At 74.5% G+C, this 26,334-nt stretch carries 18 protein-coding genes; 6 read left to right on the forward strand and 12 right to left on the reverse strand.

What is annotated here, in order from left to right; translation table 11 throughout:
* Positions 1-70 precede the first annotated feature (70 nt).
* The 5 genes from OIE12_RS31195 to OIE12_RS31215 form a co-directional block, all read right to left on the reverse strand.
* Entirely contained in the window at positions 71-1,291 is a 1,221-nt protein-coding gene (locus OIE12_RS31195) for a toll/interleukin-1 receptor domain-containing protein (protein ID WP_329141177.1), read from the reverse strand.
* Positions 1,292-1,354: 63 nt separating this feature from the next.
* The gene (locus OIE12_RS31200; RefSeq protein ID WP_329141180.1) at positions 1,355-4,159 is read right to left on the reverse strand and encodes a hypothetical protein; all 2,805 of its coding nucleotides are present in this window, start codon (positions 4,157-4,159) and stop codon (positions 1,355-1,357) included.
* Positions 4,156-5,388, reverse strand: a complete 1,233-nt coding sequence (locus tag OIE12_RS31205; protein WP_329141182.1) for a hypothetical protein — start codon at positions 5,386-5,388, stop codon at positions 4,156-4,158. Before OIE12_RS31205 ends, OIE12_RS31200 begins: the two co-directional genes overlap by 4 nt.
* Positions 5,385-6,338 carry an AAA family ATPase gene (locus OIE12_RS31210; protein WP_329141185.1) on the reverse strand — a complete coding sequence of 318 codons (954 nt, stop codon included), beginning with the start codon at positions 6,336-6,338 and terminating at the stop codon, positions 5,385-5,387. Before OIE12_RS31210 ends, OIE12_RS31205 begins: the two co-directional genes overlap by 4 nt.
* 61 nt (positions 6,339-6,399) lie before the next feature.
* Entirely contained in the window at positions 6,400-8,748 is a 2,349-nt protein-coding gene (locus OIE12_RS31215; protein ID WP_329141187.1) for a large ATP-binding protein, read from the reverse strand.
* A 138-nt stretch (positions 8,749-8,886) separates the two neighbouring features.
* Between OIE12_RS31215 and OIE12_RS31220 the strand changes: the two genes are divergently transcribed.
* The 3 genes from OIE12_RS31220 (at position 8,887) to OIE12_RS31230 (ending at position 11,134) form a co-directional block, all read left to right on the forward strand.
* Positions 8,887-10,005 (forward strand): hypothetical protein, encoded by a 1,119-nt coding sequence (locus OIE12_RS31220; RefSeq protein WP_329141188.1) that lies wholly within the window; start codon positions 8,887-8,889, stop codon positions 10,003-10,005.
* Between the two features lie 127 nt (positions 10,006-10,132).
* Complete coding sequence (locus tag OIE12_RS31225; protein ID WP_329141190.1) at positions 10,133-10,480, forward strand: PRC-barrel domain containing protein; 348 nt, start codon at positions 10,133-10,135, stop codon at positions 10,478-10,480.
* Between the two features lie 108 nt (positions 10,481-10,588).
* Positions 10,589-11,134 carry an isochorismatase family cysteine hydrolase gene (locus tag OIE12_RS31230; protein WP_329141192.1) on the forward strand — a complete coding sequence of 182 codons (546 nt, stop codon included), beginning with the start codon at positions 10,589-10,591 and terminating at the stop codon, positions 11,132-11,134.
* Between the two features lie 54 nt (positions 11,135-11,188).
* On the opposite strand, the gene OIE12_RS31235 is transcribed toward OIE12_RS31230, so the two are convergent.
* From OIE12_RS31235 to OIE12_RS31260, 6 genes are all read right to left on the reverse strand, one after another.
* Positions 11,189-14,209 carry an alpha-mannosidase gene (locus OIE12_RS31235; protein WP_329141194.1) on the reverse strand — a complete coding sequence of 1,007 codons (3,021 nt, stop codon included), beginning with the start codon at positions 14,207-14,209 and terminating at the stop codon, positions 11,189-11,191.
* 39 nt (positions 14,210-14,248) lie between these two features.
* Positions 14,249-16,300: an endo-beta-N-acetylglucosaminidase gene (locus OIE12_RS31240; protein ID WP_329141196.1), complete on the reverse strand. Its 2,052-nt coding sequence runs from the start codon at positions 16,298-16,300 to the stop codon at positions 14,249-14,251.
* Positions 16,301-16,342: 42 nt separating this feature from the next.
* A complete protein-coding gene (locus tag OIE12_RS31245) occupies positions 16,343-17,569 on the reverse strand; it encodes a glycoside hydrolase 5 family protein (protein ID WP_329142335.1) in 1,227 nt (408 codons plus the stop codon).
* A 68-nt stretch (positions 17,570-17,637) separates the two neighbouring features.
* The gene (locus tag OIE12_RS31250; protein WP_329141198.1) at positions 17,638-18,531 is read right to left on the reverse strand and encodes a carbohydrate ABC transporter permease; all 894 of its coding nucleotides are present in this window, start codon (positions 18,529-18,531) and stop codon (positions 17,638-17,640) included.
* Entirely contained in the window at positions 18,528-19,520 is a 993-nt protein-coding gene (locus OIE12_RS31255) for a carbohydrate ABC transporter permease (protein ID WP_329141200.1), read from the reverse strand. The genes OIE12_RS31250 and OIE12_RS31255 overlap by 4 nt, the downstream gene beginning before the upstream one ends.
* An 8-nt stretch (positions 19,521-19,528) precedes the next feature.
* A complete protein-coding gene (locus OIE12_RS31260) occupies positions 19,529-20,821 on the reverse strand; it encodes an ABC transporter substrate-binding protein (protein ID WP_329141202.1) in 1,293 nt (430 codons plus the stop codon).
* 278 nt (positions 20,822-21,099) lie between these two features.
* Here OIE12_RS31260 and OIE12_RS31265 point away from each other — a divergent pair, with 278 nt between their 5' ends.
* On the forward strand, positions 21,100-22,149 hold the full coding sequence (locus OIE12_RS31265; RefSeq protein WP_329141204.1) for a LacI family DNA-binding transcriptional regulator: 1,050 nt from the start codon (positions 21,100-21,102) through the stop codon (positions 22,147-22,149).
* Positions 22,150-22,384: 235 nt separating this feature from the next.
* On the opposite strand, the gene OIE12_RS31270 is transcribed toward OIE12_RS31265, so the two are convergent.
* Positions 22,385-23,254, reverse strand: a complete 870-nt coding sequence (locus tag OIE12_RS31270; protein WP_329141205.1) for a helix-turn-helix transcriptional regulator — start codon at positions 23,252-23,254, stop codon at positions 22,385-22,387.
* 524 nt (positions 23,255-23,778) lie between these two features.
* Between OIE12_RS31270 and OIE12_RS31275 the strand changes: the two genes are divergently transcribed.
* The gene (locus OIE12_RS31275) at positions 23,779-24,492 is read left to right on the forward strand and encodes an alpha/beta fold hydrolase (RefSeq protein WP_329141207.1); all 714 of its coding nucleotides are present in this window, start codon (positions 23,779-23,781) and stop codon (positions 24,490-24,492) included.
* A gap of 65 nt (positions 24,493-24,557) precedes the next feature.
* Positions 24,558-26,261 (forward strand): RecQ family ATP-dependent DNA helicase, encoded by a 1,704-nt coding sequence (locus OIE12_RS31280; RefSeq protein WP_329141209.1) that lies wholly within the window; start codon positions 24,558-24,560, stop codon positions 26,259-26,261.
* The last annotated feature ends 73 nt before the right edge of the window (positions 26,262-26,334 follow it).

A 26,334-nucleotide genomic window follows, 5' to 3' on the forward strand; every position in this document is an offset into this window, starting at 1 on the left:
CCGCGGGCCGTGCGGGAGTGGTCCGCCGACTGTCCCGCGCAACGCGCCGTCTCCGCCCGGTCGACGCGCGTCAATTCTGGCGTGACGTCGCGTACTTGCGGACGAAGCGGCGGACCGTGCGGTTCATCTCCTCCTCGCGCCAGGCCGGCAGGCCGTCCAGGCGGGTGTGGGCGCCGGCCGTGCCCAGCAGGTCACCGTCGACGACGAACAGGAACAGCACGCCCACCGGGAACTCGGCGTCCAGTGCGCGCACCAGGTCGCTGTCCGGCGGATGCGGGACGATCACCACCACCGGGCCGAAGTCCCGCTCGTGCTCGCGCAGGGTCTCCTCGTCGTAGACGTCGACGTCCTCCAGCAGGTCCCGGATGCCCTCCACCAGGCCGTCCAGCACACCCGTGCCCGCGGTGATCGGCACCACGAAGTGGTCCCAGGCCAGCGGCTGTTCGGTCGCCCGGTGGACGTAACGGCGCGCGGTGTCGGTGGAGCGGGCGGGCAGCACCGCCACCCGGGGGCCCGTACCGCACAGCGTCTCGCGCATTCGGGCGGCCTCCGTGCCCGGCACCCGGGCGTGGGTCACGCTCAGCTCGATCAGCTCCCGGGAGTCCCCGGGCCCGGGCAGCGGCAGGAGTTCGGTCAGGGCCGCCCGCAACGGGTCGGCGTCCGCCTCCTGTTCACTCGGCCGCTCGGCGAGCAGCCCGGAGGCGAGCCGGTGCTGCTTCAGCGGCGACAGCCCGGCCAGCGGCACCCCCAGAGTCGCGCTGGCCCGGTCCAGGCTGCGGTCGGGCACCTCGCGCAGATGCCGTACCACCTGGTGGTGCACCCGGGAGTCGTTCAGCCCGGCCCGCATCAGCTCCAACTGCGGTGCGATGTCCCGCCGTACGGCCTCCAGATCGCCGCGTTCCGGCCACTCGACGGTCTGCCGGCGGGTCGGATTGAGGGAATTGAGCCCGCTGCGCTCCAGCGCCTTCAGGTCCACCTCCGGGAGCATCAGCAGGATCACCGGGAAGCCGTCGGTGCGGTTGCGCAGCTCCGCCATGGCGAGCTCGTTCTGCACGTGTTCGGACTTCAGGGCGTGCACCGAGACGATGAGCAGCATGCCGTGCGCGCTGCCCATGCCGTCGGATATCGCCTCCATCCACTCCTGCCCGGGCACCAGTGACTCCCGGTCCACGACGACCGGGGCGCAGCCCTCCGCGCGCAGCAGTTCCTCCATGGCACGCCGTGCGGGCCAGCAACTGCACGGGCAGTCCAGGGGCTCGCTGCGGCTGAGGAAGACATGGGGACCGGGCATGGTGCTCCTCGCTGAACTGGGGACGGGGCGACGACGGCGGCCGGCGGCTCGCGGCGCGTGTCGTCAGGGGACGGGTGGGCCGAAGGGGTCGGTCGCCTCCGTCGACCGGGGGCCCTCAGCGGGTCGGAGCCGGAACCAGCGGGTGCGGCCCGGTCCGACGGTGAGGGTGAAGACATCGTCGGCGACCGCGTGCACGGTCTCGGGTTCGGCGGTGGCGGCCGGGTGGGGGGCCGGTGCGTCGTGGGCGATCTCGATCAGTTCGGTCGGCGGCTCCGGGGCCGGCCGGGGGAGCCGGGCGACGACGGGGGTGTCCGCCGTGTTGGTGAGGCACAGCACCGTCTGCCCGGCATGGGTGCGCAGGACGGCGGTGAGCCGCGGGTCTCCGGTCGGATGTGGTGCGAACGTCTCACCGCGCAGGGCCAGTTGGGTGGCCCGCGCGGCCAGGAGGGTTCGCAGTGCCGTCGCCTCGGGCGTCTGAGCGTCCAGCACCGCGAGCGGGACCTCGTGGCATCCGGGCAGGGCCAGCAGCAGGCGGGCCTCGGCGTACGGGGCGTCGGGCGGCAGTGCCCAGGGGGGTACCGGGTGAGAGGCGTCCGCCGGGGTCGCGGGCGGGGCGCCGACCACCAGGTGGCAGTGGGTGTCCGCGGCGCCAGGACCGTTCGCCTCCGGACCGCTCCCCTCCGCCCTCCCCACCAACGCCGCCTCGGGGAACGCGTCCAGCAGATGGCGCAGGCGGATCAGCAGGGCCTCGGGCCAGCGGGCGGCGTCGCGCAGCCGCAGGCCGTCGAACCGCTCCTCCAGCAGGTCGTACGCCCGCCGCAGCAGCGCCCCGTGCGCGGCGGTGTCGTCCGGCGGGTGCAGATCGGCGAGCACGCGCAGCCCCTGCGCCCGCGCCTCCTCGACCAGTGCGGTGGTCTCCGGCGCCCCCGGCTCGCGGGAGGCGGGCAGACAGACGTGGCCCACGCCCCAGCGGCGGGCCCGCACCGGCAGCAGGGGGTTGTCCGCGAGCAGTGCGACCCCCACGCCGTCCCGCAGCCACGCCGGGCCGGTGCCGTCCGGGGCGGGGGGCACGGGGGCGGGGGTGAACAGATGGGTGCGGCCGTCCTCGGACCGGATCTCGACCTCGCCGCCGTGCCCCGTCAGCAGCAGCCGTCCGCCCGGCGCGGGGCACACCTCCTGGACCGAGAAGGGCACCGGCGCTCCCGTGACCGGCCCGCCGTCCGGCCACGGCAGCCGCAGCAGCCGGGGCCCGCCGTCCGCCGCGACGACCAGCCCGGTCGCGGGCGACACCGCGAGCGAGGTCGCCGGGGCCGGCAGCACCGCCAGGACGACGGAGTCGTCCTCCGGGCCGTGCCCGCCGGTCCCGTCGTCCTCCCCGTGCGGCCGCCAGGTGTGCACCCGGCCGTCCGCCGTGGCCCACACCACCGCGCCCGAGGCGGGGTCGCCGCTCAGCGCGGTGACCGGCTGCCCGGTGCCCCACAGCGTCGTCGGCGTGCCGGTGCCGGAGGCCGGGCGGTGGACGACGAGGTCGCCGCGCGCGTCGGCCACCGCCACCACCCCCGCCCGGACCGAGCACCACAGGCCCACCACCCGGGCGGAGTGCGTGAGCGTCGCCAGGTCGCGGCGCGGGTCGCCGTCGGCCGCGAGGACCACGTCGGTCCCCGACGCCAGGCACAGCACGGTCTGCCGGGCCAGCCGCGACCAGCCCAGCGCCGTCGGCTCCGCCATGGCCGCCGGGAGGCGGTGCAGTACGGCGTCGGCGGAGCCGTCCAGCGCCGTCGACACCACGTGCAGTCCGCTGTCCGTCACCGCGGCGGTGGCGGCGGGGCCCGCGTCCGCCACGGCCAACAGCTCTGGTGCGCCCGGCAGTTCGAGCGGCAGTACGGTCTCGCCGTCGTCGACCGACAGGGCGGTGTGCCCGTCGGCGGTGACCGCCGTGGCCCCGCGCCCGGCCGCCCGGACGCAGACCAGGGTGGAGCCCAGCTCCGCCTGCGCGTGCAGCACCGTGCCGTCGGGGCGGGCCTCGGCGATCACGCCGAGGCGCAGCGCTGCCCGCTCGTCGTCGTACAGGTCCAGCTCGTGCCAGCCGGCTCCCGGCAGCGCGCCGCGCAGCCGCAGCCGGACCCGGGCGGCGCCGCTCGCCGGGCAGACCAGGGCATCGGGCTCCGGCGGCCGGGTCAGGACCAGGCCGTCCGCCACCGGCCGTACGCCGATGTCGACCTCGCTGTGGACGAGGGACCGCACCGCCCGCACCCGGTCGGCGCCGGTGCGGGCGGCCACGCCGGTGGGCGGCTCCATGCCCAGCCGCTCCGCCGCCATCACCTGCAGCCGCCAGGCCGGCCAGGAGCCGTGCACGTCCTCGGGGAGCCGGGGCAGGAAACGCAGCACCCAGCGGCTGGCGTCGGCCGCCCCGCCGCCGTCGGCGAGTACCTGCCGGAACAGCGGTGCCAGCGCCTCCTCGACCTCCGCCTCGGCCGGCCGCGGCCCGATCGTCGCCCGCCACAGCAGCTCCTCGAACGCGCGGACGAGGGGCGGGGCGCCGCGGTGGGCGGTGCGGGTGTACTCGCGGACCGAGCCGAGCAGGCTCAGGTCCCGCGCGGACAGCTCCTGCCGCAGCTCGGCGCCGACCTCCGGGTGCAGCACCAGCGCCCGGCTGTCGGCCGCCTCCACCAGCGGCGAGAACCACAGCCTCGCCTCGAGGCCGATGCCGCTGCGCGGCAGGAACCGCAGCCGGGCGCCGCGCACGAAGTACGGTTCGGCCTGCGCCGCCAGGCACAGCGAGCGCGCCAGCAGCACCACGTCGGGCTGGTCGCGGCGCTGCTCGGCGATGAGCCGGAAGGCGGTGCTGCGCTCGGGCGCCGCCGTCACGACCCGCGCCCCGATCTGCGCCGGCCGCCCCGGAGGCCGGACCGCCCCGTCCGCACCGGGATGCCGCGGTCCAGGGTGAACAGCGTGACCAACTGCCGGATGGCGGCGGGGTACTCCCGTACGGGGTGCGGGGTGAGACAGACGACGGGCGTGCCCGCGCGGCACAGCCGGCGCAGATACGGCAGCCACTGGGCCGGGGTGGCGTGGTTGCGTCCCGGTAGCGGCGGCCGCAGCCTGCCGAGGTCGGACATCAGCAGCACCGGCTGTCCGTGCGGCGGGACGGGGTGCGGCTCCCAGGTGCGGCCGCCGTCGCGGCTCGCGCCCCGTCGGAGCCGGAAGTCGAGCACGGTCAGCCGGTCGGGTGGCACCACCCGGGCGGCGAGGGCGGCGAGCCAGGCCTGGTCGTCGCGGAAGGGCCGCATCGACTCGCCCCGGTCGAGCAGCAGGTGCACCCCGGCCCTGGTGGTCGCCCGCTGCCGGTAGGGGACCCGGGGACGGCCGAGGGGACCGCCGGCCAGGCTGCGGACCACCAGCTCCAGAAGCCGGTCGTGGTCGACGGTGTGCCCGCCGCGGTACGTGCTGGCCACGGCGAGGAAGACGGCGCGCTCGGTCCGCGGATCCCACGGCGGGGCCGGCCGGGGCGGGGCGGTGACCCAGGGGACGTCGAGGATGTCCGGGGGGTCGTCGGGCCCCGGCACGTCCCCCGGGTCGGCGAGGTCCCGCAGGGCGGGCTCGCCGTCGGGCCCGGTGGGGTCCGGCGGGGGGAGCGGTGCCCGGAGCATGAGCAGGGAGGCGCCGGTGGCCCGAGGGGGAGCGGGGTACGGCTCGGGGGCGGAACCGGCGGGTCCGGACCGGCGCGCGGTTACGGCGGCCGTGGCGCCGGTCCCCGTCCCCGCCTCCTCGCCGGCTCCGTTCAGCGGTGTCGGTCCGGCCCGGCGGGACGGGGCCGCCGGACGCTCCGTACCCCCCGTCCGTGACACCCCGTCGGCGTGCAGCGCACGCACCGGGCGGCGCGCACCGCCCCGGCCGCCGTCCTCGGCAGCGTGCGGCCCGTCGGCCGCCGCCGGCCTGCGTCCCGGGCGCCCGCCCACGTGCGAGTCGGCGCCCGGTGCGGTCCCCGCCGGCAGCCCCATCGCCTCGGCGAGCCGCGCCACGCCGTCCGCGTCCTGGACGCCCAGCAGACGGGCAGCCCGCAGCAGATCCCCCACCTGGGTCCGGCGACGGCTCATGCGTACGGCAGGACGTCGGGGGAGCCCTTGACCATGGCGAGACCCGCCACCGCACGCCACTCCGGGGAGTCGGCGGTGAGCCCCAGCTGCTGACAGGCCCGCAGGGTGTCGAGGAACTCCGCGGTGCTCGCCACCGGCCGCGCGGCGGAGGACTCGGCGTCGAACATCTCGGCCAACTCGTCGGCGAGCAGCGGGTCGTAGGCGGCACCCATGTGCAACTGGGCGACCCGCAGCAGGTGTTCGCGGTCCGGCGGCTCCAGGACCAGCGGGATGCAGCGGCGCCGGAAGGCGGCGGACAGCTCCCGCTCCTCGTTGCTGGTGATGACCACGAGCGGTGCGTCGATCCCCTCGGCTGCCGTCACCAGGCGGCGGCCGGGGCCCTCGAAGCGCAGGTTGTTCAGCGGGTCGAGGAGCGCGTCCGGCACGTCCGGGTCGGCCTTGTCGATCTCGTCGATCAGCACCACGGCCGGGCGCCCGCGCAGCGCCGGGTCCGGCTCGGCACCGGGATCGGCACCGTCGGTGGGAGCGTCGAAGGCCGGGTCGACGGAGGGGTCCAGGGCCTTCCACAGCACGCCGGGACGGAAGTACGCCGGCGAGTCGGGGGCGGCCAGCTTCCCCGAGTAGGCGTCGTTGAGCTGCCGGAAGGCCTCCTCGCGCCAGAGCAGGTCGTGCGGTTCGGTACGGGCGGTGACGACCTCGGCGTAGTAGCGCAGGCCCATCAGCCGGGCCACGTTGGGCGCGAGCGTGGACTTGCCCGAGCCGGGCGGGCCCAGCACCAGCAGCGGACGGCCGGTCGCCAGGGCGATGTTGACCGCGAGGACCGTACGCTCGTCGAAGAGGTAGACCTCGTCGTCCGGCCGGGCCACGCCGCGCGGCGGCAGGAGGGGTAACGGGCTGTCGTGCGGGGTCCCGCCGGGCTCGTCGGGGTCGAAAAGCTTGACGTAGCCCACTGGTTCCCCCTGGTCCGGACTGCCGCGAACGCTCCCTCGACGAGGGTAGCCGACACCCCTGTCAGTGCTGAAGATTGCCTCCGCGGGCCCGGCCCGGGCGCACCACCCGCACGCCGGGGAACACCGCCCCCTGCCTGGGCACACCGCCCGGCCGGGGGGCGGCGTGCGCCCCGGCGCGCGCGGACGGGCGCGCTCCCGGTGACACCAGATCGACCTGGCTGAGCCACGGCATGTCGTACAGACCCTCCGGTATCGGACCCTCCGGCCACGGGTCGACGGTGAGGAACATGACCGTGGAGGAGACGAGGGCCGAGAGGTCGGTCAGGGCCGGGCAGCGCACCACCCGCAGGGCGCGCAGGGAGGGGCAGGCGTCCAGCGGGGGGAGCGCGGTGCGGGCGGGGTCGTCGGCGAGGACCAGGGTGCGCAGTCCGGGCAGGTGCGGCAGCATCTCGTCCAGGCCCTCCACCGCTCCCTCGCACCACAGTTCGGGACATCCGGCCCCGGTCAGCGCCCGCAGTTCCCCGGCCGAGCGGACGACGGCACGCCGCGCCGGGGCGGGTGCCACCGGCCGTGCCGCGGGCAGCCGGCGGAGCGGGCGGTGGCCGTCGGTCAGGATGCCGCGCGGCTCCTTGCGGTCCCGCGCCGCCCGCAATTCGCCCAGCAGAGCCTCCAGTTCGGAGGAGCCGGAGCGGGCCAGCAGGCGTGCGGCGTCCGCGGGTTCGACGCCGGCGAGGTGGTGGGCCGCCAGGAACGTACGGACCGCCGGGTCGGAGAAGGCGACCGTGTCGGGCCCGGGTTGGTAGAGCGTGCCCGTACGGTCCGCGAGGGCGGCGAGGAGCCGGTCGGGCGCCGGAGCGGCACCGGCCGCGCGGGTGCCGCGATCGCGCAGCGCGTCCAGCGCCGTGCGCAGCGGGATACGGGCGCCGTCCATGTCGAGGGTGGCGACGGCCAGGCTGCCGCAGGCCGTGCGCAGCACGCTGTCGGGCACCGCCGCCCCGTCCTCCCGGACCGGGGGCACCCCGCCGGGCTCCGGCCGGGCCCGGCGCCACCCGGCGGAGATCCCGGCCCGCAGCAGCTGGTGGCGCGGGGGAGGCCCCGGCGGGGTGTGCGCGCGGGAGGCCCGCCAGATCGCCGCGGTGGCCGCCGGGCGCCCCGCGACGCCGGACAGCACCGGGTCCTCGTCCAGCCGCCGGGTCAGCGCGCCCGACAGCCGCCGCTCGCCGTCGGCGAGGGTGTCGAGCAGGGCCCGGACGCCCGCGGGGGCCAGCGCGCGCAGCCGGACGGTGCGGAACTCCGAACCCAGCCGCTCCCAGGGCACGGTGGCCCCGTTGGTGGCGATGACGCACGGGGCCTCGGGGTGGGCGCGCAGCAGGCGCAGCAGGGACTCCCAGACGGCGGTGCGGTTGCGTGAGGGCACCGCGTCGAGGTCGTCGACGGCCACGAAGGCGTGCCCGGCGCGCAGTTGGCGGGCCGCCCAGCCGGCGGGCTCCCGGGCGGCGGCGCCCGGGGCGAGGGCCGGCACCAGCCCGTCCAGGTCCGGGAGCGCCCCCGAGCGCGCGGAGAGCACGAACGGGATCCGGCAGCCCCAGGGCGCCCGGTCGGCGCCGGCCGCGGTGTGCGGGACGGCGTCCAGGGCCTGCCCGGCCAGCCGGGCCAGTTCGGTGCTGTGGCCCGCGCCCAGCGGCCCGACCAGGAGCAGCCGCCGGCCCAGTTCGGGCAGCAGTTCGGCGGGCACGGTCTCGTCCGTGCCGTCGCCCGCCACCAGGGTGCGCGGGATCCGGGGCGCGGGCACGGCCGGTGCCAGGTGTTTGCGGAACTCCTCGGTGAACACGGCGTCGTCCACGGCGAGGGCGCGGGGCGGCTCACCCGCCGACCGGTCCCGCAGTGCGGGCGCCGTCGTACCGCTCCTGACCGCCTCGTTCATGTGTGCGACGATCGTCGCGAGGACCTCGTCCAGGGCCGCGCGGTACCGGGGCGCCTGCATCGTGAGCAGGGCGAGCCCCAGCGAGCGGTACTCCGGCGGCTGTCCGGCCGTGAAGACGTCGGCCGCCGCCACCGGTTCCGGCAGCCGCTGCGGGACCGGCTCCCACAGCAGCGGCAGCGCCGTGCGGGGCGCGGTGCCGGTACGGGCCTGGCCCAGCGTCTGGCGGTGCGCGAGGACCGCCCAGTCCTGGTCGGCGGGGCCCTCGCTGAAGTAGGCGGGGCTGCACAGGGCCAGCACGACGTCGGCGGTGGCCACGCCGGGCGACTCGGCAGGCGGCGTGTGCCGCGCGTCCTGCGGGGCCGGCGCCGGGACACGGGTGAACCGCGGGCCCTTGGAGGCGTCCAGCCGTCTGCGCAGCTCGTACAGGAAACGGGCGACCCAGGCCTCGTCCCGGCCGCGCAAATAGCTGACGGCATAGCGGTACACGGACACCACTTCCCCCGTAGATCGGCAGGCGCACCGGCTTCACGTACCAGTCTGGCACTGCGGCGGGCGACGGGCGTGGCAGAATCCGGCGCAGCAACTGATGGTCCGTCAGGACCGCTCGAAGAAATGTACGGTGCCATGCTCGATGTGTCCGAAGGGGCGGCGCCGCCCCTGGGGAAGAAACAGGAGAACCTCCTCGCCGCGATCCTGCGGGGGGTTCCGGTCCTGGGACACGACAACGAGGCCAGACCGCTGGCCGAGGGGGACGCCCGGCGCCTGCTGCGCGACACCCCCGGCCCCGCCCTCGCCCCGTCGGCCGAGGAGACCGCCGAACTCAACCGGACCCGACCCCGGGTGCTGAACGCGGTGATCGGGCCGGAGGCCCGGCGCACCGGCTACGTCCAGGGCCTGCCCCGGCACGGGGTGCGGCCGCTGCTGCGGGCGGCCGGGGCGGCGGCCCGCGCCCCGCTGGTCCTGCGGGTGGTCTACGGCGCCAGCACGCAGGTCCCGCTGCGGGCGCTGAGTTACGTGCTGCCGGCCGTCCGCATGGCCGCCCGGCTCGCCGCCGCCGGCCACCGCGGCTGCCACGTCCAGGTGGTCCTCGCCGGCACCCTGGGCGGCCGGCTCAACGCGCTCGCCGAGGAGACCGTGGCCGAGCAGACCGCACTGCTCGGCCACTGCCTGCGACGCCTGCTGTCCTTCGTGGGCCCGGTCGACCACAGCGTCTACGGCACCTCGGCGCCACCCCCGGTGCTGGGCGCGCTCACCGACCTCGTGGCCGCACTCCCGCCCGACCGGCGCGCCCTCGTCCTCGACAGGCTGGACGGCAAGGGCGGCGCCGTCCACGCGGAGCAGACCCTGCGGTACGCGGCGGCGCACGTCCTCGTGCACGACCGCCCGCACGACCGGGCACCCGTACCGCTCACCCTGACGCACGGCACCCCCGCCCCCGCCGACCCCGCGGTGATCGACGTCGGCAGCCTCCAGGAACGCCACTTCCACGACGTACGCCGCTGGTTCGCGCGTTCCACCGGGGCCGAGGAACCCGGCGCGCTGGTCCTCACCCGCCACTCCGTGCCGCCGTACACCATGGCCCGGGGCGGCGACCTCGCCCTGCGCGACTTCCTCGACGGCCGGGACCACGAGGGCGACCCCCTCGCCGCGGCGGCCCGGCACGACCTGCGCCACCTGTGGGACCTGCTCCCGCCGGGCCCCCTGCGCCAGCTCCTCGACGCCCCCGTGGGCGCCGCCCGCTGACCGGGCCCGCCGCCCCTCCGGGACGCCCACCTGGGGGAATGGAACCCCCGTTCCGGGGCAGTCGGCCCGGCGGCGCGGTCGCACACCGGCCGCGCGCCCGCACAGCCGACACCCCACGGAGGTCACGGTGACAGAAGGCATCTGGCAGTACGCCCCCACGGCCGGGCACACCCCGGACGACGATCTGTCCGGCTACCGCGTCGAGGCGACCGACGGCCACATCGGCAAGGTCGACAAGCACTCCGCCGACGTCGACTCGCAGTACCTCGTGGTCGACACCGGCGTCTGGATCTTCGGGAAGAAGGTGCTGCTGCCCGCGGGCGTGGTCACGAGCATCCGCAACGAGGACCGCACCGTGCACGTCGGCCGCACCAAGGAGCAGATCAAGGCCGCCCCCGAGTTCGACGAGGACAAGCACCTCGGCGACCCCCGCTACCGCGACCAGCTCGGCGGCCACTACGGCTCCGGGCACTGAGCCGGGGCCCCCGGGGCGGGGCGGGCACACCGGGCGCGGGCCGGGCGACCCCGGCGCCCGGCGGAGGCCGACGAGACGTGGGGGCGCGGCGGAGGGAGACTGGTGCGCATGGGCACCACCGCACTCGTCGTCATCGACATGATCAACACCTACGATCACGACGACGCCGACCTGCTCCTGCCGTCGGTGAAGACGGTCGTGCCGGTCGTCGCCGGACTGCTCGACCGGGCCCGCGCCGCCGGTGCGCCCGTGATCTACGTCAACGACAACTTCGGCGAGTGGCGCTCGCACCACGGCGAACTCCTCGACAAGGCGCTCGCCGGGCCGCACGCCGACCTCGTCGAGCCGGTGCGGCCCGACGACGCCTCGCTCTTCGTCGTCAAGGCCCGCCACTCGATCTTCTTCGAGACCCCGCTCGGCTATCTGCTGAACCAGCAGGGCATCGACCGGCTCGTGCTCTGCGGCCAGGTCACCGAGCAGTGCGTGCTGTATTCGGCGCTGGACGCGCACATCCGTCATCTGGAGGTGGTCGTTCCGCGTGACGCGGTCGCCCACATCCACGAGGACCTCGCGCGGGCGGCGCTGCGGATGATGGAGCGGAACATGGGGGCGAAGGTGTGTGACAGCGCGGGGCTGTGGGGCGAGGGGACGTGACGGGGCACGGTCCCCGCGCCCCGTCACGGGCGCGGGGACCGCGCTCGCCCCTCCTTACGCCCGCTTCAGCCGCAGCGTCACCAGCTCGAACGGCCCCAGCGGCAGGACGAGCCGGCCGTCCTCCGACCGCGGCGCCGGCGCGTCCGGCAGCGCCCGCTCCAGCAGGTCGGTGACCGTCGCCGACGCCACCTCGAAGTCCGGCGTGAGCGTCGCCGTGGCGCGGCCGCCGTGGGCCTCGTGGAAGCGGACCACCACGTCACCGCTGCCGTCGTCGGCCAGCTTGACCGCGGTGACGACCACCGCGTCCTCCGCGACCGACACCAGCGGCGCCACCGGACCCGCGCCCGTCACCCGCCGCTCCGGCAGGTTGACCCGCCAGCCCTCGCGCACCGCGTCCCCGATCTCCGCGCCCGGCACCAGCGCGTGCCGGAAGCGGTGCACACCCTGGTCGGTCTCCGGGTCGGGAAAGCGCGGGGCGCGCAGCAGCGACACGCGGACCGTGGTGGTGGCACCGCGCCCGCCGTCCCGCCGTACCGCACGGGACACGTCGTGCCCGTACGTCGAGTCGGTGACGACCGCCACGCCCCACCCGGGCTCCGCCACGTGCACGAACCGGTGGTTGCACGCCTCGAACTTGGCCGCCTCCCAGCTGGTGTTGGTGTGCGTCGGCCGGTGGAAGTGCCCGAACTGCGTCTCGGACGCGTACCGTTCGGCGTGCACGTCGAGCGGGAAGGCCAGCTTGAGGAACTTCTCCGTCTCGTGCCAGTCCACCTCCGTGTCCACCACCAGGCGCCGCTCGCCCGGCGCCAGCGACAGCACCTGGACGACCCGGGAGCCGCCGAAGGACCGTACGACCCGCACGGACGCCCCGTCCGCGCCCGCGCTCACCTCCTCCACGTCGGTCAGGTCGGTGACCGTGTTGCGGTAGAACTCGTCCACGTCCCACGCGTCCCACATGTTGGGGAAGTCGGGGTGCAGCTGCAGCAGGTTGGCCGGCCGGCCCGGGGCGACCGTCTCCCGGTCCGCCGCCAGGTCGTACACGGAGGGCACCAGGCCGCGCGCGTCCACCTCGATCCGCAGCAGCCCGTTGTCCAGCACGAACCCGCCCTCGGCGCGCGGCTGAAGCGCCGTGCTCCCGTCGGCGGTGACCGCGCCGGCGCCGCCCGCCGGGATGCCGCGGCGGGCGTGCGGGGCCGCGTTGAACACCAGCTCCGCGTCACCGCTGCCGGCCAGTGCCGTCTGCGCCGCCTCGATGATCGCGGTCAGCTCGCGCTCCAGCCGCTCGTACGTGGCGCGTGCCTCGCGATGCACCCAGGCGATGGACGAGCCGGGCAGGATGTCGTGGAACTGGTGCAGCAGCACCGTCTTCCAGATCCGGTCCAACTCCTCGTGGGGGTAGGCGCATCCGGTGCGCACGGCCGCCGTCGCCGCCCACAGTTCCGCCTCGCGCAGCAGGTGCTCGCTGCGCCGGTTGCCCTGCTTGGTGCGCGCCTGGCTGGTGAGCGTCGCCCGGTGCAGCTCCAGGTACAACTCGCCCACCCACACGGGGGGTTCGGAGTACTCGGCCTCCGCCTTGCGGAAGAACGTCTCCGGCGTCTCCCAGGCGACGGTCGCCGAGCCCTCCAGGTTCCGCATCCGGGCCGCCTTGGCGACCATCTCGCGGGTGGTGCCGCCGCCCCCGTCACCCCAGCCGGTGGGGGCGAGCGAGTGCCGGGCGGCCCCCTTGTCCTTGAAGTTGCGGGCCGCGTGGGCGATCTCGCTGCCGCGCATCGAGCAGTTGTAGGTGTCGACGGGCGGGAAGTGGGTGAAGATCCGGGTGCCGTCGATGCCCTCCCACTGGAAGGTGTGGTGGGGGAACTTGTTCGTCCGCGACCAGGAGATCTTCTGCGTGAGCAGCCATTTCGACCCGGCCGCCTTGATGATCTGCGGCAGCCCGGCGGCGAAGCCGAAGGTGTCCGGCAGCCACGCCTCCTCGTTCTCGATGCCGAACTCGTCGAGGAAGAACCGCTTGCCGTGCACGAACTGCCGGGCCATCGCCTCCGAACCGGGCATGTTGGTGTCCGACTCCACCCACATCCCGCCGGCCGGCACGAACCGGCCGTCCGCCACCGCCTTCTTCACCCGTGCCCACACCTCGGGCCGGTGCTCCTTCACCCAGGCCCACTGCTGCGCCTGCGACATGGCGAAGACGAAGTCCGGCTCCTCCTCCAGGAGCGAGGTCATGTTGGCCGTCGTACGGGCCACCTTGCGCACCGTCTCGCGCAGGGGCCACAGCCACGCCGAGTCGATGTGCGCGTGGCCGACCGCGCTGATGCGGTGCGCGGAGGGCACGGCGGGGGAGGAGAGCACCTCGGTGAGCCGCTCCCGGGCCCGCCCGGCCGTGCCGTTCACGTCCTGGAGGTCGACGGCGTCCAGGGCCTTCTCGACCGCGCGCAGGATGTCCCAGCGGCGGGCGGACTCCACCGGCAGCTCGGCCATCAGCTCGCCGAGCACCTCCAGGTCGAGCACCAGCTGCCACACCGTCTCGTCGAAGACGGCGAGATCCATCCGGGTCAGCGTGTACTGCGGCTCGCTGCCCGCCGTCTCCTTGTCGCCGAGCCGCGTGGGCAGGAAGGGGTGGTAGTCGAGGATGACGGGGTTGGAGGCGGCCTCGACGTGCAGGCGCACCTCCTCGCCGCCGGCGACGGGCGCACCGACGCGCACCCACTGGTTGCGGGGGTTGAGCCCCTTCACCGGCGTGCCGTCGGGCCGGTACACCAGGCCCTCGCACTGGAAGCCGGGCATGTTCTCGTCGAAGCCGAGGTCGAGCAGGGCCTCCACGGTCCGCCCGGCCCACGCCTCGGGGACGGTGCCGGTCACCCGGAACCAGCTGGTGCCCCAGGGCGCCCCCCAGCGGGCGCCCACCTCGATCGGCTCCGGCTCGGCGGCGAGCCCTTCGGCCACCGGTACCGGCTCGCCGGGCGCGTGCCACACCGCCACCTCGAGCGGTACGGACTCGGGATACACGGCGGGACGGATGCGTTCCTCGAGGACACGCTTGAGGCGGGCTTCCACGAGGCTGCGGTCGTCATGCATGCGTGTTGCTCTCCATGGGTCTGGACAAACAAGTGCGGGTCACCAGGTGTGGGTGACGTGGGCCGGGGACGATGTGGTGTAGACCTCCCCCACCGTACGCACCTCGAACCGTGCCCTCCGCTCCCCCTCCGCCGGTGCGAGCCCGGGCACGAAGAACGCGTGCTGGCAGGTGCCGCCGAGGAACCGCCGGGTGCCGTCGGGCAGCACCCGGTGCAGGGCGTACTGCCGCACCTGCCCGCGCGCCGGCCGCCAGGCGAACCGCAGGTCGCCGCCCGAGGCCGCGGTGATCCGCAGTCCGGTGGGCGGCTTGGGCCGGGCGGCGGGCCGGTCACCGTGCCGTACGGCGAGGCCGCCCAGCCGCCAGACGAGCGGTGACCCGTCGGCCGCGGTGAGCCGGACGCCGAGCGCGTGCACCGTCCCGGAGTGCCCGGGCAGCCGTACGGTGGCGGTCCGCCAGCCGCCCGCGGCCCGCCGGTGGTGCCGTACCGGCAGATACGTGTACGGGGGTGCCGCCCCGGCCGCCGGCTCGGCGGTGGCCACCGCCAGCTCCACACCGGTCGCCGCCCCGCCGTCGTCCCGGTAGGTCAGCTCGACGACCGTGCCGCCGCGCAGCGGCAGCCGCGTCGCGTACAGATCGAGGGTGACGGGCGCGGTGAGCGTCCCGGAGACCAGGACGCTGCTGCCGCCCCGCCAGGCGTCCGCGAAGTCGAAGGCGACCGCGGGGCGCTGCCCGTCGGTGCGCACCACCCAGCGCCGGGACGGCAGCCGGTCCTGGAGCCCCAGGTGGTTCCAGGGCGCGTCCGAGGCGACCCGGCCCTCCTCGTACCAGCGCAGTCCATGCCCGGTGTTGAAGGTGCTCGCGAACGGCACCGAGGTCACCGTCGAGCGGTCGGCGACGGACAGCGCCGGGGCACGCCAGGGGTCCGTGGTGTCCGGGTGGGCCGGGTCGAGGGAACGGCCGGTCCAGAAGCGGTCGTCGGCGGCGTGGAAGTCTGCCGGGGTGTGCCCGGCGGGCAGGTGGTTGCGGGTCCACTCGGGCCGGTAGAAGCCGAGCGAGGTGACGTGCGGGGCGTCCGACGGGACGATCGCGTCCCAGTTCACCGAGCGGTTCCAGCCGCTGGACTCGACGTCCACCCCGGCCCACAACTCGTAGCGGTCCCGGCCCAGCCGCTCGGCGAGCTGCCCGGAGGAGGCGAGGGAGGACGCCGACCAGCGGAAGTCCACGAACATGTCGTCGGCCGTCTCGAAAAACGCCTCGTTGCTGCTGTTCAGTGTCCCCTGCCAGCTCACCGAGCCGTTCACCGTCATGGCGTCGTACCAGGTCACCCGCTGCCCCCGGGCCGCCGCGCGGGCCTTCAACTCCGTGACGAAGCCGAGCATGGCGGCACCGAGCGCGGCGTCCCCGCCGCCGGTCTCGGCGTTGACGAACCAGCCGTCGAAGCCGTACGCGGCGGCCACCGCGACCAGTCGCTCGGCGAGCGGGTGGTGCCCGTCGGCATCCGTCCGCACCAGGTCGCGGGTCCACCGCAGTTGTCCGCCGTAGGCGACGGGCGGCAGGAAGACGTTGCCGAGGACGCGCACGCCGTGGCGGTGGGCGGCGTCCACGATCGGCGCGTTCGGCGCGAGGATCAGCCCCTCGCCCGCCGAGCCGCCCCAGAACACCAGCTCGTCGAGGTACGCCCAGTGGGTGAGCGCGTAAGTGTCGGCGGTGGCGGAGCCCTGCGAGGGGTTGCCCGAGGTGGGCCCGAAGGAGACCAGGGACTGGATGCGGGCCTGCCCGGCGCGGGCGGTGCCGTTGACCGGGGCGGGGGTGAAACGGGGCGCGAGCGGCACGGTGGAGGCGTTGAACGCCAGGTCGGGGTCGTCGTCGGCGCTCCAGTCGCGGAGGCTCCGCCAGGTGATCCCGGCGCCGGGCTCGCCGGAGGGCAGCGAGTCCGGGAACCAGTACGAGGCGAGGGGCGGGGTGGCGGCGGGGAGGGTACCGGAGGCCATGGGGGCGTCGGCGGCTGCCGGGACCGACGGTAGTGGCAGCAGGGCGGTGGTCGCGGTGGCGGCACCGGTGAGCAGGACGGTGCGTCTGGTGGGGGTCACGGGCGGTTCCTCCTCGGGGGTGGGGGAGTACCTCATGGGGCTCTACGGCTGGGGGAGCACCTCGTCGGGCGTGACGACCTCGGTGATGCCGCGCGCGGCGAGATGGTCCGCGTCGTCCGCACGGCTGTCGAGCACGGTGGTCGGGCGGGCGCCGTCGGCGGTCAGCCGGAAGAACGCCTCGAACACGGCACCGCCCGGCGCGCACCGGGAACGGGCGGCGGGATCGGCCGGGACGACCAGGGCCGTGGTGCGCGGCTTCGGGGCGTACGTGTGCTCCCGGACCGCGCGGGCGAACACCTCCGCGCTCGGCTTCGGCCGCCGGTCGTTGGTCAACAGGCCGAGCCCGTACTCGAGTTCGGGGAAGTCGGCGAGGTCCCGGGAGACGTCGTGCGAGCACCACCAGGTGACGCCCCACAGCCCGGGGCAGTCCAGGGCGGCGGCGATCGTCGCCTCCGTGAAGGCCGCCGCGTGCTCGGCGGGGACGAGCGGGGCGGGTGCGCCGACCTCCTGGAGCCACACCGGCCGCCGCACGTCGTCGGCCCACGCCTTGCTCAGCTCGATGAGATAGGCGGCGTGGTGCTCGGTGGGCACCGAGGCGCGGCCGTGGCGCTGGGCGGTGCCGTCGAAGACCCAGGAGTGCACGGCGGTCATGGCGCCGTGCCGGGCCGCCTGGGCGGGGGTGAACGGCATGTCGTCCTGGTACCAGGTGGCGTCGTACTCGGCGTGCAGATGCAGCGCCCCGGGGGCGCCCTCCGCGCAGGCGGCGAGCATGCGCGTCAGCCAGGCGTCGATCTGCTCGGAGGTGGCGCGGTCCGGGTCGGGGTGCGGTCCGGCGGAGAACTGGTTGACCTCGTTGCCCAGCGTCATGCCGAGGAAGCCCGGCCGGCCGGCGAGGGCGGCGGCGAGGGTGCGCAGATAGGCCGCCTGGCCGTCGAGCACCTCGGGGTCGGTGAACAGGTTGCGCCGGTGCCAGGTGCGGGTCCAGGCCGGGAGGTAGTCGAAGCTGCTCAAGTGCCCCTGCAAACCGTCCACGTTGACGTCGAGTCCGCGCTCGGTGGCCGCGTCCACCAGCCGTACCAGGTCCTCGACGGCACGGGGGCGGATCAGGGTGCGGTTGGGCTGGAAGTAGGGCCAGAGCGGGAACACCCGGATGTGGTCGGCGCCGAGCGCCGCGACGGAGTCCAGGTCCGCCCGTACGGAGTCCAGGTCGAAGTCGAGCCAGTGGTGGAACCACCCTTCACTCGGGGTGTAGTTGACGCCGAAGCGCACGGCAGCAGGCACAGGCATACGTGTCCTTGGACGCGGGGGAGGCGGAAGGAGTGCGCGGAGGTGGGAGGTCAGCCCTTGACGGCGCCCTCGCCGACGCCGCGGAAGAAGTACCGCTGGAGACAGGCGAACAGGACGATCAGCGGGGCCACGGCGATGATGGTGCCGGCCGCGACGAGGCGTTCGTCGTTGGCGAAGGTGCCGTGCAGATAGTTCAGGCCGATGGTCAGGGTGAACTTGGACGGATCGCTGAGCACGATGAGCGGCCAGAGGAAGTCGTCCCAGGAGAACATGAACGCGAAGATCGCGACGACGGCCAGGGTGCCCCGCACCGAGGGCAGCGCCACCCGCCAGAACCGCTGCCAGACGTTGGCGCCGTCGACGTATGCCGCCTCCTCGATCTCGAACGGCAGGTTGAGGAAGGCGTTGCGCATCAGCAGCACGTTGAGCGCACCGATGGAGCCGGGCAGGACGACGCCGAGGAGCGTGTTGTTCAGGTTGAGTTCCCGCATGGTCGTGAACTGGGCGATGATGATGCCCTCCGCGGGCACGAGCATGGCCAGGATGAACACCAGCGTGGCGGCCCGTCGGCCCCGGTAGCGCAGCCGGGCCAGCGCGTAGCCCGCGAGCGCCGAACCGACGCAGTTGGTGACGACGTTGGCGGCGGCCACCTTCAGGGAGTTCAGGACGTAGTCCCAGACCGGGATGGTGTCCGCGACCCGCGCGTAGTTGTGCAGGGTGGGATCGCCGGGCAAAAACTTCGGCGGGGAGGTGAAGATGTCCTCCGTCGGCCCCTTGAGGGACGTGGACAGCTGCCACAGGAACGGGCCGATGGTCAGCGCCAGTACGGCGAGCAGCAGCACGTAGCGCAGGGCCAGTTCCCAGCCGCGGACCCGGCGGCCGTGCTCGTCGGTGATCCGGCGGCGCTCACGGACCGGGGCGGGCGGCTTCTCGACGGTGCTCATGTCTCCTCCCTCCGGTCGGCGCGCAGCACCAGCAGCATCAGGACGACGGCGACGACGAAGACGACCAGTGAGAGGGCGGAGGCGTAGCCGACCCGGCCGGTGAGGCCCGTGCCGGTGCGCTGCACCAGCATGACCAGGGTGGTGTCCTCGCCCGCCGGGCCGCCGTTGGGGCCCGCCATCAGATACACCTCGGAGAACACCTTGAAGGCGGCGACCGAGGAGAGCGCGCCCACCAGCACCATCGTGGAGCGCAGGGCAGGCACCGTGACGGTGAGGAAGCGGCGCACCGCGCCCGCGCCGTCCACCGCGGCGGCCTCGTGCAGTTCGCGCGGCACGTTGGCGAGCGCCGCGAGATAGATGATCATGTAGTAGCCGAGGCCCTTCCACACGGTGACCGTCATCGCGCTGAGCAGCAGCAGCCACTGGTCGCTGAGGAAGCCGACCTTGCCCACCCCGACCGTTTCGAGGAGCGAGTTGACCAGTCCGCGCTCGTCCAGCAGCCACACCCAGATCAGCCCCACCACGACGATCGAGGCGACGACCGGGGTGTAGAAGGCGGACCGGAAGAAGGCGATGCCGGGGATGTTCCGCTGGACCAGCAGCGCGAGCAGCAACGGCAGGATCACCAGTGCCGGTACGACACCGAGGACGTACAGCGTGCTGTTGCGCAGCCCGATCCAGAACATGTCGTCGTGCAGCAGCTCACGGAAGTTGGCGAGCCCGACGAAGTGTCCGGGGACCAGGGTGCGGCGGTCGGTGAAGGAGTTGAGCACCGTGGAGACGAACGGGTACAGGATGAAGACGGCGGTGACGAGCAGCCCGGGTGCGGCGAACAGCCAGGGGCTGGTGGCCAGTTGGCGCCGCACCCGGACCGCCGGGCGCGGTGTCCGGCCGTCCGGACCGCCGGGGCGGGCCAGCCGGCCCAGGCGCCCCAGCGGACCCGGACGGCGGTCCGGGCGCCGGGGGCGGATGACGGTGGAGGTGGCCATCGGGTGCCTCAGCCCTGCTGCTGGAGCAGCCGGTCGCAGGCCTTCACGGCGTCGTCCAGTGCCTCCTTGGGGCTCTGCTTGCCCTGCAGCGCCCTGGCCACCGAGTTGCCCAGCTCCGTCTTCATCTGGTCGCTGAACAGCACCGGCGTGTAGTTCACCGCGGTCTTCAGCGACTTGGCGGAGGCCACCCGCACCCGCGTTACGTCGGTGCCGTCCTCCTTGGTGAAGTACGGGTCCTCCAGGGAGCCCGCGGTGCTGGGGAAGATGGCGACCTTCTTGGCGAACGACATCTGGTGCTCGGCGTCGGTGACGTAGTGCGCGAAGGCCACCGAGGCCGGCGTGTGCTCGGTCTTCGAGTTCACCATCACGCCCATCACGTACATGTTGACGTGGCCGGTGCTGGTGATCTGGTCGGTGATGCCGATGTTCTTGTACAAGTGCGGCGCCTGCTTCTTGAAGTTGCCGAGGTCCAGGGCGCTGCCGGGGTTCATGGCGACGGCCTCGGTGAGGAACTTCCGGCCCGACGACTCGGGGGTGGCGGTCAGGGCCTGCGAGTCGAGGGCCTTGGCGTCGTACAGCTCCTTGTACTTGGTGAGGAGTTCGACTCCCTTGGCGTCGTTGAAGGTGAACCCGGTGCCCTCCTTGTTCATCAGCGGGACCCCGTACCGGCCGAAGTCCTCGATGGTGGGCACGTTGGCGAGGGTGGCGACCTTGCCGTCGGTCTTGTCGGAGATCTTCAGCGCGTCGGCGAAGAGTTCGTCGTACGTCTTCGGCGGCTGGTCCGGGTCGAGGCCGGCCTTCTCGAACAGCGCCTTGTTGTAGAAGAGCGGGCCGGTGTTGAGGTACCAGGGGAAGGCGTACGTGCCGTTCATGCCCGGGATCTGGTGGCTCGCCCAGGCGCCGGACAGGTACTCCTTCTTGTACTTCGACGCGGCCTTGTCCAGGTCGAGCGCGAGACCGGCCTTGGCGAGCGGGGCGACCAGGTCGGGGGAGACGTTGACGACATCGGGCAGGGTGCCGCCGGCCGCGTCCGCGCTGATCTTGTCGGCGTAGCCCTCGGCGGGCTGGTCCACCCACTTCACATGGGTGCCCGGGTACTTCTTCTCGAAGTCGGAGATCAGTCCCTCGAAGTACGACTTGAAGTTGGCCCGGAGGTTCCAGGTCTGGAACGTGATGTCGCCCTCGACCTTTCCGGAGGCGTCGGTCGAACCGCCTGAGTCGTCCCCGGAGCCGCAGGCACTCAGCGGCAGGACGACGGCGACGGCGGCAGCGGCGGCGAGGGCTCTGCGGGAGAGGGGCACGGTGACACGGCTCCCTTGCGGTGTCGGAAAAGGTGACGGCAGCGACCCTGCCGCGCACCGCCGAGCCGCGTCAATGGATTAGGCCGAGCTAAATGCATTAGTAGCCCGTCCACGCAGGTCAGCGGTTTGCGGGTGCGCCCTTGCGGGAGATCGCTAATGCGCTTTAGCCTTGATCGCTGAAGCGCATTAGTTCCGCCGGGGTGTTGTATGTTGCGCGGCAGGTTCTCCGAACCGTTCTCCGAAAAGTTCTCCGACCCGGGCGAGAGGGAGTGGCACCGATGCCGGCCAGACGGTCACCGGCGCGCCGGCCGACGATGAAGGACATCGCGCGGCGCGCGGGGGTCTCCGAGAGCGCGGTCTCCTTCGCGCTCAACGGACGCCCCGGAGTCTCGGAGGTCACCCGCGAACGGGTGCGCCGGGTCGCGGAGCAGCTCGGCTGGCGGCCCAGTACGGCCGCCCGTCAGCTCTCCGGGGAGGGCGCGGCCACCGTCGGCTTCGTCGTGGCCCGCCCCGCCGACACACTCGGCGTCGACTCGTTCTTCCTGCAGCTCATCTCGGGCATCCAGGAGGTCCTGGCCGAGCGTCATCTCGGGCTGCTGTTCCAGGTGGTGGAGAGCGTCGAGGACGAGTGCGCGGTCTACCGCCGCTGGTGGGCCGAGCACCGGGTGGACGGCGTGCTGGTGGTCGACCCGCGCGCCGACGACCCCCGGCCCGACCTCCTCGGCGAACTCGGCCTGCCCGCCGTGGTGATCGGCGGCGGCCCCGACGCCCGCCGGCCGGGCACCTCCACGGTGTGGGCCGACGACGCGGGCGCGATGGCCGCGCTGGTGGACCGGCTGTACGCGCTCGGGCACCGGCGCATCGTGCACATCGCCGGGCTGCCCCAGCTCGCCCACACCGAGCGCCGGATGCGGGCCCTGCGCACCGAGGCCGCGCGGCACGGCCCGGCGGCCGAGGTCCACTCCGTCACCACCGACTACTCCGACGCGGAGAGCGCCGCCGCCACCCGCCGCGTGCTGGCCGCCGCGGCGCCCCCGACCGCGCTCGTCTACGACAACGACGTGATGGCCGTCGCCGGGCTCGCCGCCGCCACGGAACGGGGCTTCGCCGTGCCGGCGGACCTCTCGGTGGTGTCCTGGGAGGACTCCGCCCTCTGCCGACTGGTCAAGCCCTGGCTGTCGGCCCTGTCCCGCGACACCGTCGGCTTCGGCCGCACCGCCGCGGGCGAGCTGATGGCCCTGCTGGACGGCGGCCCGGCGCGGACGGTGCAGGTGCCGGTGCCACGCCTGATCGAACGGGACAGCACGAGTGAGGCGCGCGGGGCGTGAGGCGTGTGAGGGCTGAGCGGGTGTGCGGCCCGGCCGCGGGGCCGACATGAGTCACCGCCGGCGGCCCCCCCCCGGACATGACTTCGTCCAGGACCCGCCCCCCGTAGCGGGTCCTGGCAAGGGCACCACCATGACCGGCGCGGACGCCGTGCGCCATGCGTAGAAGTGCGTATGGGCGCCGGACGGCGGGGCCTGGCAGAGTCGGGGGACGAGGCAACGCGGGCGGTTCGGGGCCTCAGGCGCCGGGGGCGGGCACCGGCAGCAGACCGAGGCGCTGCGCCCTGAGGACGGTGTCGACGCGGTCCCGGGTGCCGAGCTTGCGGTACAGGTTCTCGACGTGCTTGTGCACGGTACGGGGGGAGATGCCGAGCCGGCGGCCGATCGCGTCCGCGGTCAGCGCCTCGGCGAGCAGCAGCAGGACGGTGACCTCGCGGGGGGTGAGGCGGCACTCGGCGGTCAGGTCCTCGAGGGCGGGGGAGCGGTCCTCGTGGGCGGCGGTCCGGTTCTCGTACGCGGCGGCGCGTGACGGCCGTCCGGCGTCCGTGGGCTGCTCGCCCCCGACCGTGGTCGCGCGCCAGCGGCCCAGCAGTCTGCGCTGCTCCTCGACCGCCGCGAGCAGGGGCTGGATCTGCTCCGCGAGCCGCAGCTCGTCCTCGGTGAAGTCCGCGCCCGGGCGGTAGAGGAGGCAGCCGGTGACGGGGGCGGCCGGCCGGGGCAGGGGAATGCCCAGGACGTGGTCGGCGTCCATGACCCGGCCGAGCATGTCCGCCGTCGGCGAGGCGGACCAGGCACGCCCGGCGGCCCGGTGCGCGGTCACCGGCGTCCGGTCCGCGCCGGTCCCGTAGTGCTGCGCGAAGGGGTACCCCTCGCGCAGCAGTGTCAGGGCGTCCACGCCGAGCGACTCGGGCGGCAGGGCGGCCGGGAGGCCGATCTCCCCTTCCGTGCCGTCCCACTCGCCGAGCTTGTAGATCAGGGATTCGCCACCGCACAGCCCGGGCAGTGTCCCGGCCACCAGGGGCCACATCTGGTCGGGATCGCGCTCGTGCAGCGCCGCCACCGCCAGCGACAGCATGCGCTCGTAGGCACCGCCCGGCACGCCTGACATCCGCCCTCTCGCCTTCTCACCCGCACATTCGCCCACCAACCTAAGCGACGGCGCGGGGACGGGGCGAAACGGTGTGCGGGGGAGCCGCGTCTTCACCCGGCCTCGCGCCCGCACAAGGTGCTGTGGTTCAGCTCACCTCCCAGGGTGGCAAGCGGTGGAACAAACCCGCGTCCACGGCCGTTCCTACCTACGTGACTGCGGAGGGAACAGTGTCCCCGGGCCTCACCCTCCGCCCATGGGGAAGATCGTTCGGCTGAAGCCCCATGGAGCCATTCGCCGCGAGGCGACCGCCCTCCGTATGTCACCCTGAACGAGCCCCGGCCGGCCTCCCCCGTCCGGCCGGGGCTCTTTTTTCTGCCCGGAGGCGGGGTACCCGTCGCGGAATGTCGACGAAGCGGCGCGCAAGGGCAGAGGCGCGGGGCGTGTCCCTCTGCGGCTCCGCCGCGCGGGCGCGACCAGCCACGACCTCCCCGCAGCCGCCCACGCACCATTCGTGGCAGCCCCGTAGGCGAGCAACACCCGACGTGAACCTCCTCGGCTCCGGCCGACCGGGTCCGGACGGCCGACTGATCGTGCTCGTCCCCGGCCTCGGCGCCCCCGGCTACCTCCTGCGCACCACCCGCCGCTGCGCCGCCCACGGCCCCGTACGGCTGCTGGACCTCCCCGGCTACGACGACCCCGGGGGCCCCGTCTGCCCCTCGGCCCTGGCACCGCTCGCCGCCACGGTGGCCCGGTGGCTGACCGGCACCGCCGGGCCGCCCGTCGTGCTCGCCGGGCACTCCACCGGCGCCCAGGTCGCGCTCCGCGCGGCCACGCTGGCTCCGGAGCGGGTGCACGCCCTGGTGCTGCTGGCCCCCACCTTCCCGCCCGCGCTCAGGCGCCCGCTGCCGCTTGCGCGCGCGTTCGCCCGTACCGCCTGGTGGGAGTCGCCCGCCGTGCTGCCCACGCTGCTGCCCTCCTACGCCCGGGCCGGCGTCCCCCGCCTCGTGCGGTACCTCCGCTCGGCCCAGGCCGACGCCCCCGAGGACACCCTGCCCACGGTCACCCACCCGGTCACCGTGGCCGGTGGCGAGCACGACGCGCTCAGTCCGCCCGACTGGATCCGCACCCTGGCCGACCGCGCCCCGCACGGCACGCCCGTCCTCCTCCCCGGCGCCCACGCCTTCCCGCACGCCGACCCGCACACCACGGCCGCCCTGCTGACCCGCGCGGCGGGTGGCCGGGCGGACGACTGGTGAGCGCCGCCCCGGGTACCCCACCCCCCTCACGGAGCCGAAGCACGCGCGACACCAGGGAGCGGGCCATGGGCCGGAACGGACCACCGCGGGCGGACGACGACACCGCCCGCCTGCGCGCCACCGCCGCGGACGTCTTCGGCTGGGACCGCCTCCACCCCGCCCAGCTCACCGCCATGGAGGCGGTGCTGGCCGGTACCGACACCCTCGTCGTGATGCCGACCGGCTCCGGGAAGTCCGCGATCTACCAGGTGCCCGGCGTCCTCCTGGACGGCCCGGTCGTGGTCGTCTCGCCGCTGCTGGCGCTGCAGCGCGACCAGATCGCGGGACTGCCGGCGGGCACCGGCGCCGTCGCCGTCAACTCCGACCTCACCGCCGCGCGGACCGAGGAGGCCTGGCAGGCGGTCGAACGGGGCGAGGCCCGCTTCGTCTACGTCTCCCCGGAGCAGCTCGCCAAGGACGACGTCCTCGACCGGCTCGCCGCCGTCCGCCCCGCGCTCCTCGTCGTCGACGAGGCCCAGTGCGTCACCTCCTGGGGCCACGACTTCCGCCCCGACTACCTGCGCCTGGAGCGGGCCGCGCGGCGGATCGGCCGGCCGCCGCTGCTGGCGCTCACGGCGACCGCCGCGCCGCCCGTGCGCCGCGAGATCGTCGAACGCCTCGGCATGGAGCGGCCGCGCGAACTGGTCACCGACTTCGACCGGCCCAACATCCGGCTGGAGGTCACCCGCCACCGGGACGAGGACGACCGCCGCCGGGCCGTCGTCGAACAGGCCGCCGCCCAGCCCAAGCCCGGGCTCGTCTACGCCGCCACCCGCAAGGACACCGAGCGCTGCGCTGAGGAGCTGGCCGCGCTCGGCCTGAGTGCCGAGGCGTACCACGCCGGGCTGAAGGCCGCCGAACGCGCCCGTATCCACGACGCGTTCCTCTCCGGCGAGGCCGACGTCGTCGTGGCGACCTCCGCCTTCGGCATGGGCATCGACAAGGAGGACGTGCGGTTCGTGCTGCACGCGGCGCTGCCGGGGTCCCTGGACGCGTACTACCAGGAGATCGGCCGCTGCGGCCGCGACGGACGGCCCGCCCTGGCCGCGCTGCACTACCGGCCGCAGGACACCGGCATGCAGACGTACTTCGCCGGCCGCGCCCCCGGCCACGACACCCTCGCCGAGGTCGCCGACGCCGTCCACGAGCACGGCGGGGACCCCGCGGACCTGGGCGAACTGCGCGCGGACACGGGGCTGTCCAGGAACCGCGTCACCACCGCCGTGAACCTCCTCGAGGAGGCCGGCACGGTCACCACCGGCGCCGACGGCGAGGTGGTCCCCGACCCCGGCACCCCGCCCGACGCCGCCGTGGCCCGGGCCGAGGAGACGGCCGAGGCCCACCGGCGCACCGACAGGTCCCGCGTCGCCATGGCCCGCGCCTACGCCGAGACCACCGGGTGCCGACGCCGCTTCCTGCTCGGCTACTTCGGCGAGGAGTACCAGGCGCCGTGCGGCGACTGCGACGTCTGCGAGGCGGCCGAGCGGGAGGGAACCGACGCCGAGGAGCCGCCCGCGTCCCACCCCGCCGCGGCCCAGTACCCGGTCGGCGCCCAGGTGCGGCACGAGCGGTGGGGCGAGGGCACGGTCCTCAGCGAGGAGGGTGACCGCATCACGGTCCTCTTCGACACCCACGGCTACCGCACGCTCTCCCTGGAGACGCTGGCCGACCGCGACGACCTCCTGGAAGTCGTACGGCACCCGGGCGGGGAAAAGCCTCCCGCCTCGTGACACGGGGGCGGGGCAAAAGCCCCGGGTCCACGAGCGGACCGGGATCTCGCTTCCGGCCCCAGGGATCGGAAAT

Origin of the sequence: Streptomyces sp. NBC_00670 (assembly GCF_036226765.1) — a bacterium.
In the GTDB taxonomy this organism is placed as follows: domain Bacteria; phylum Actinomycetota; class Actinomycetes; order Streptomycetales; family Streptomycetaceae; genus Streptomyces.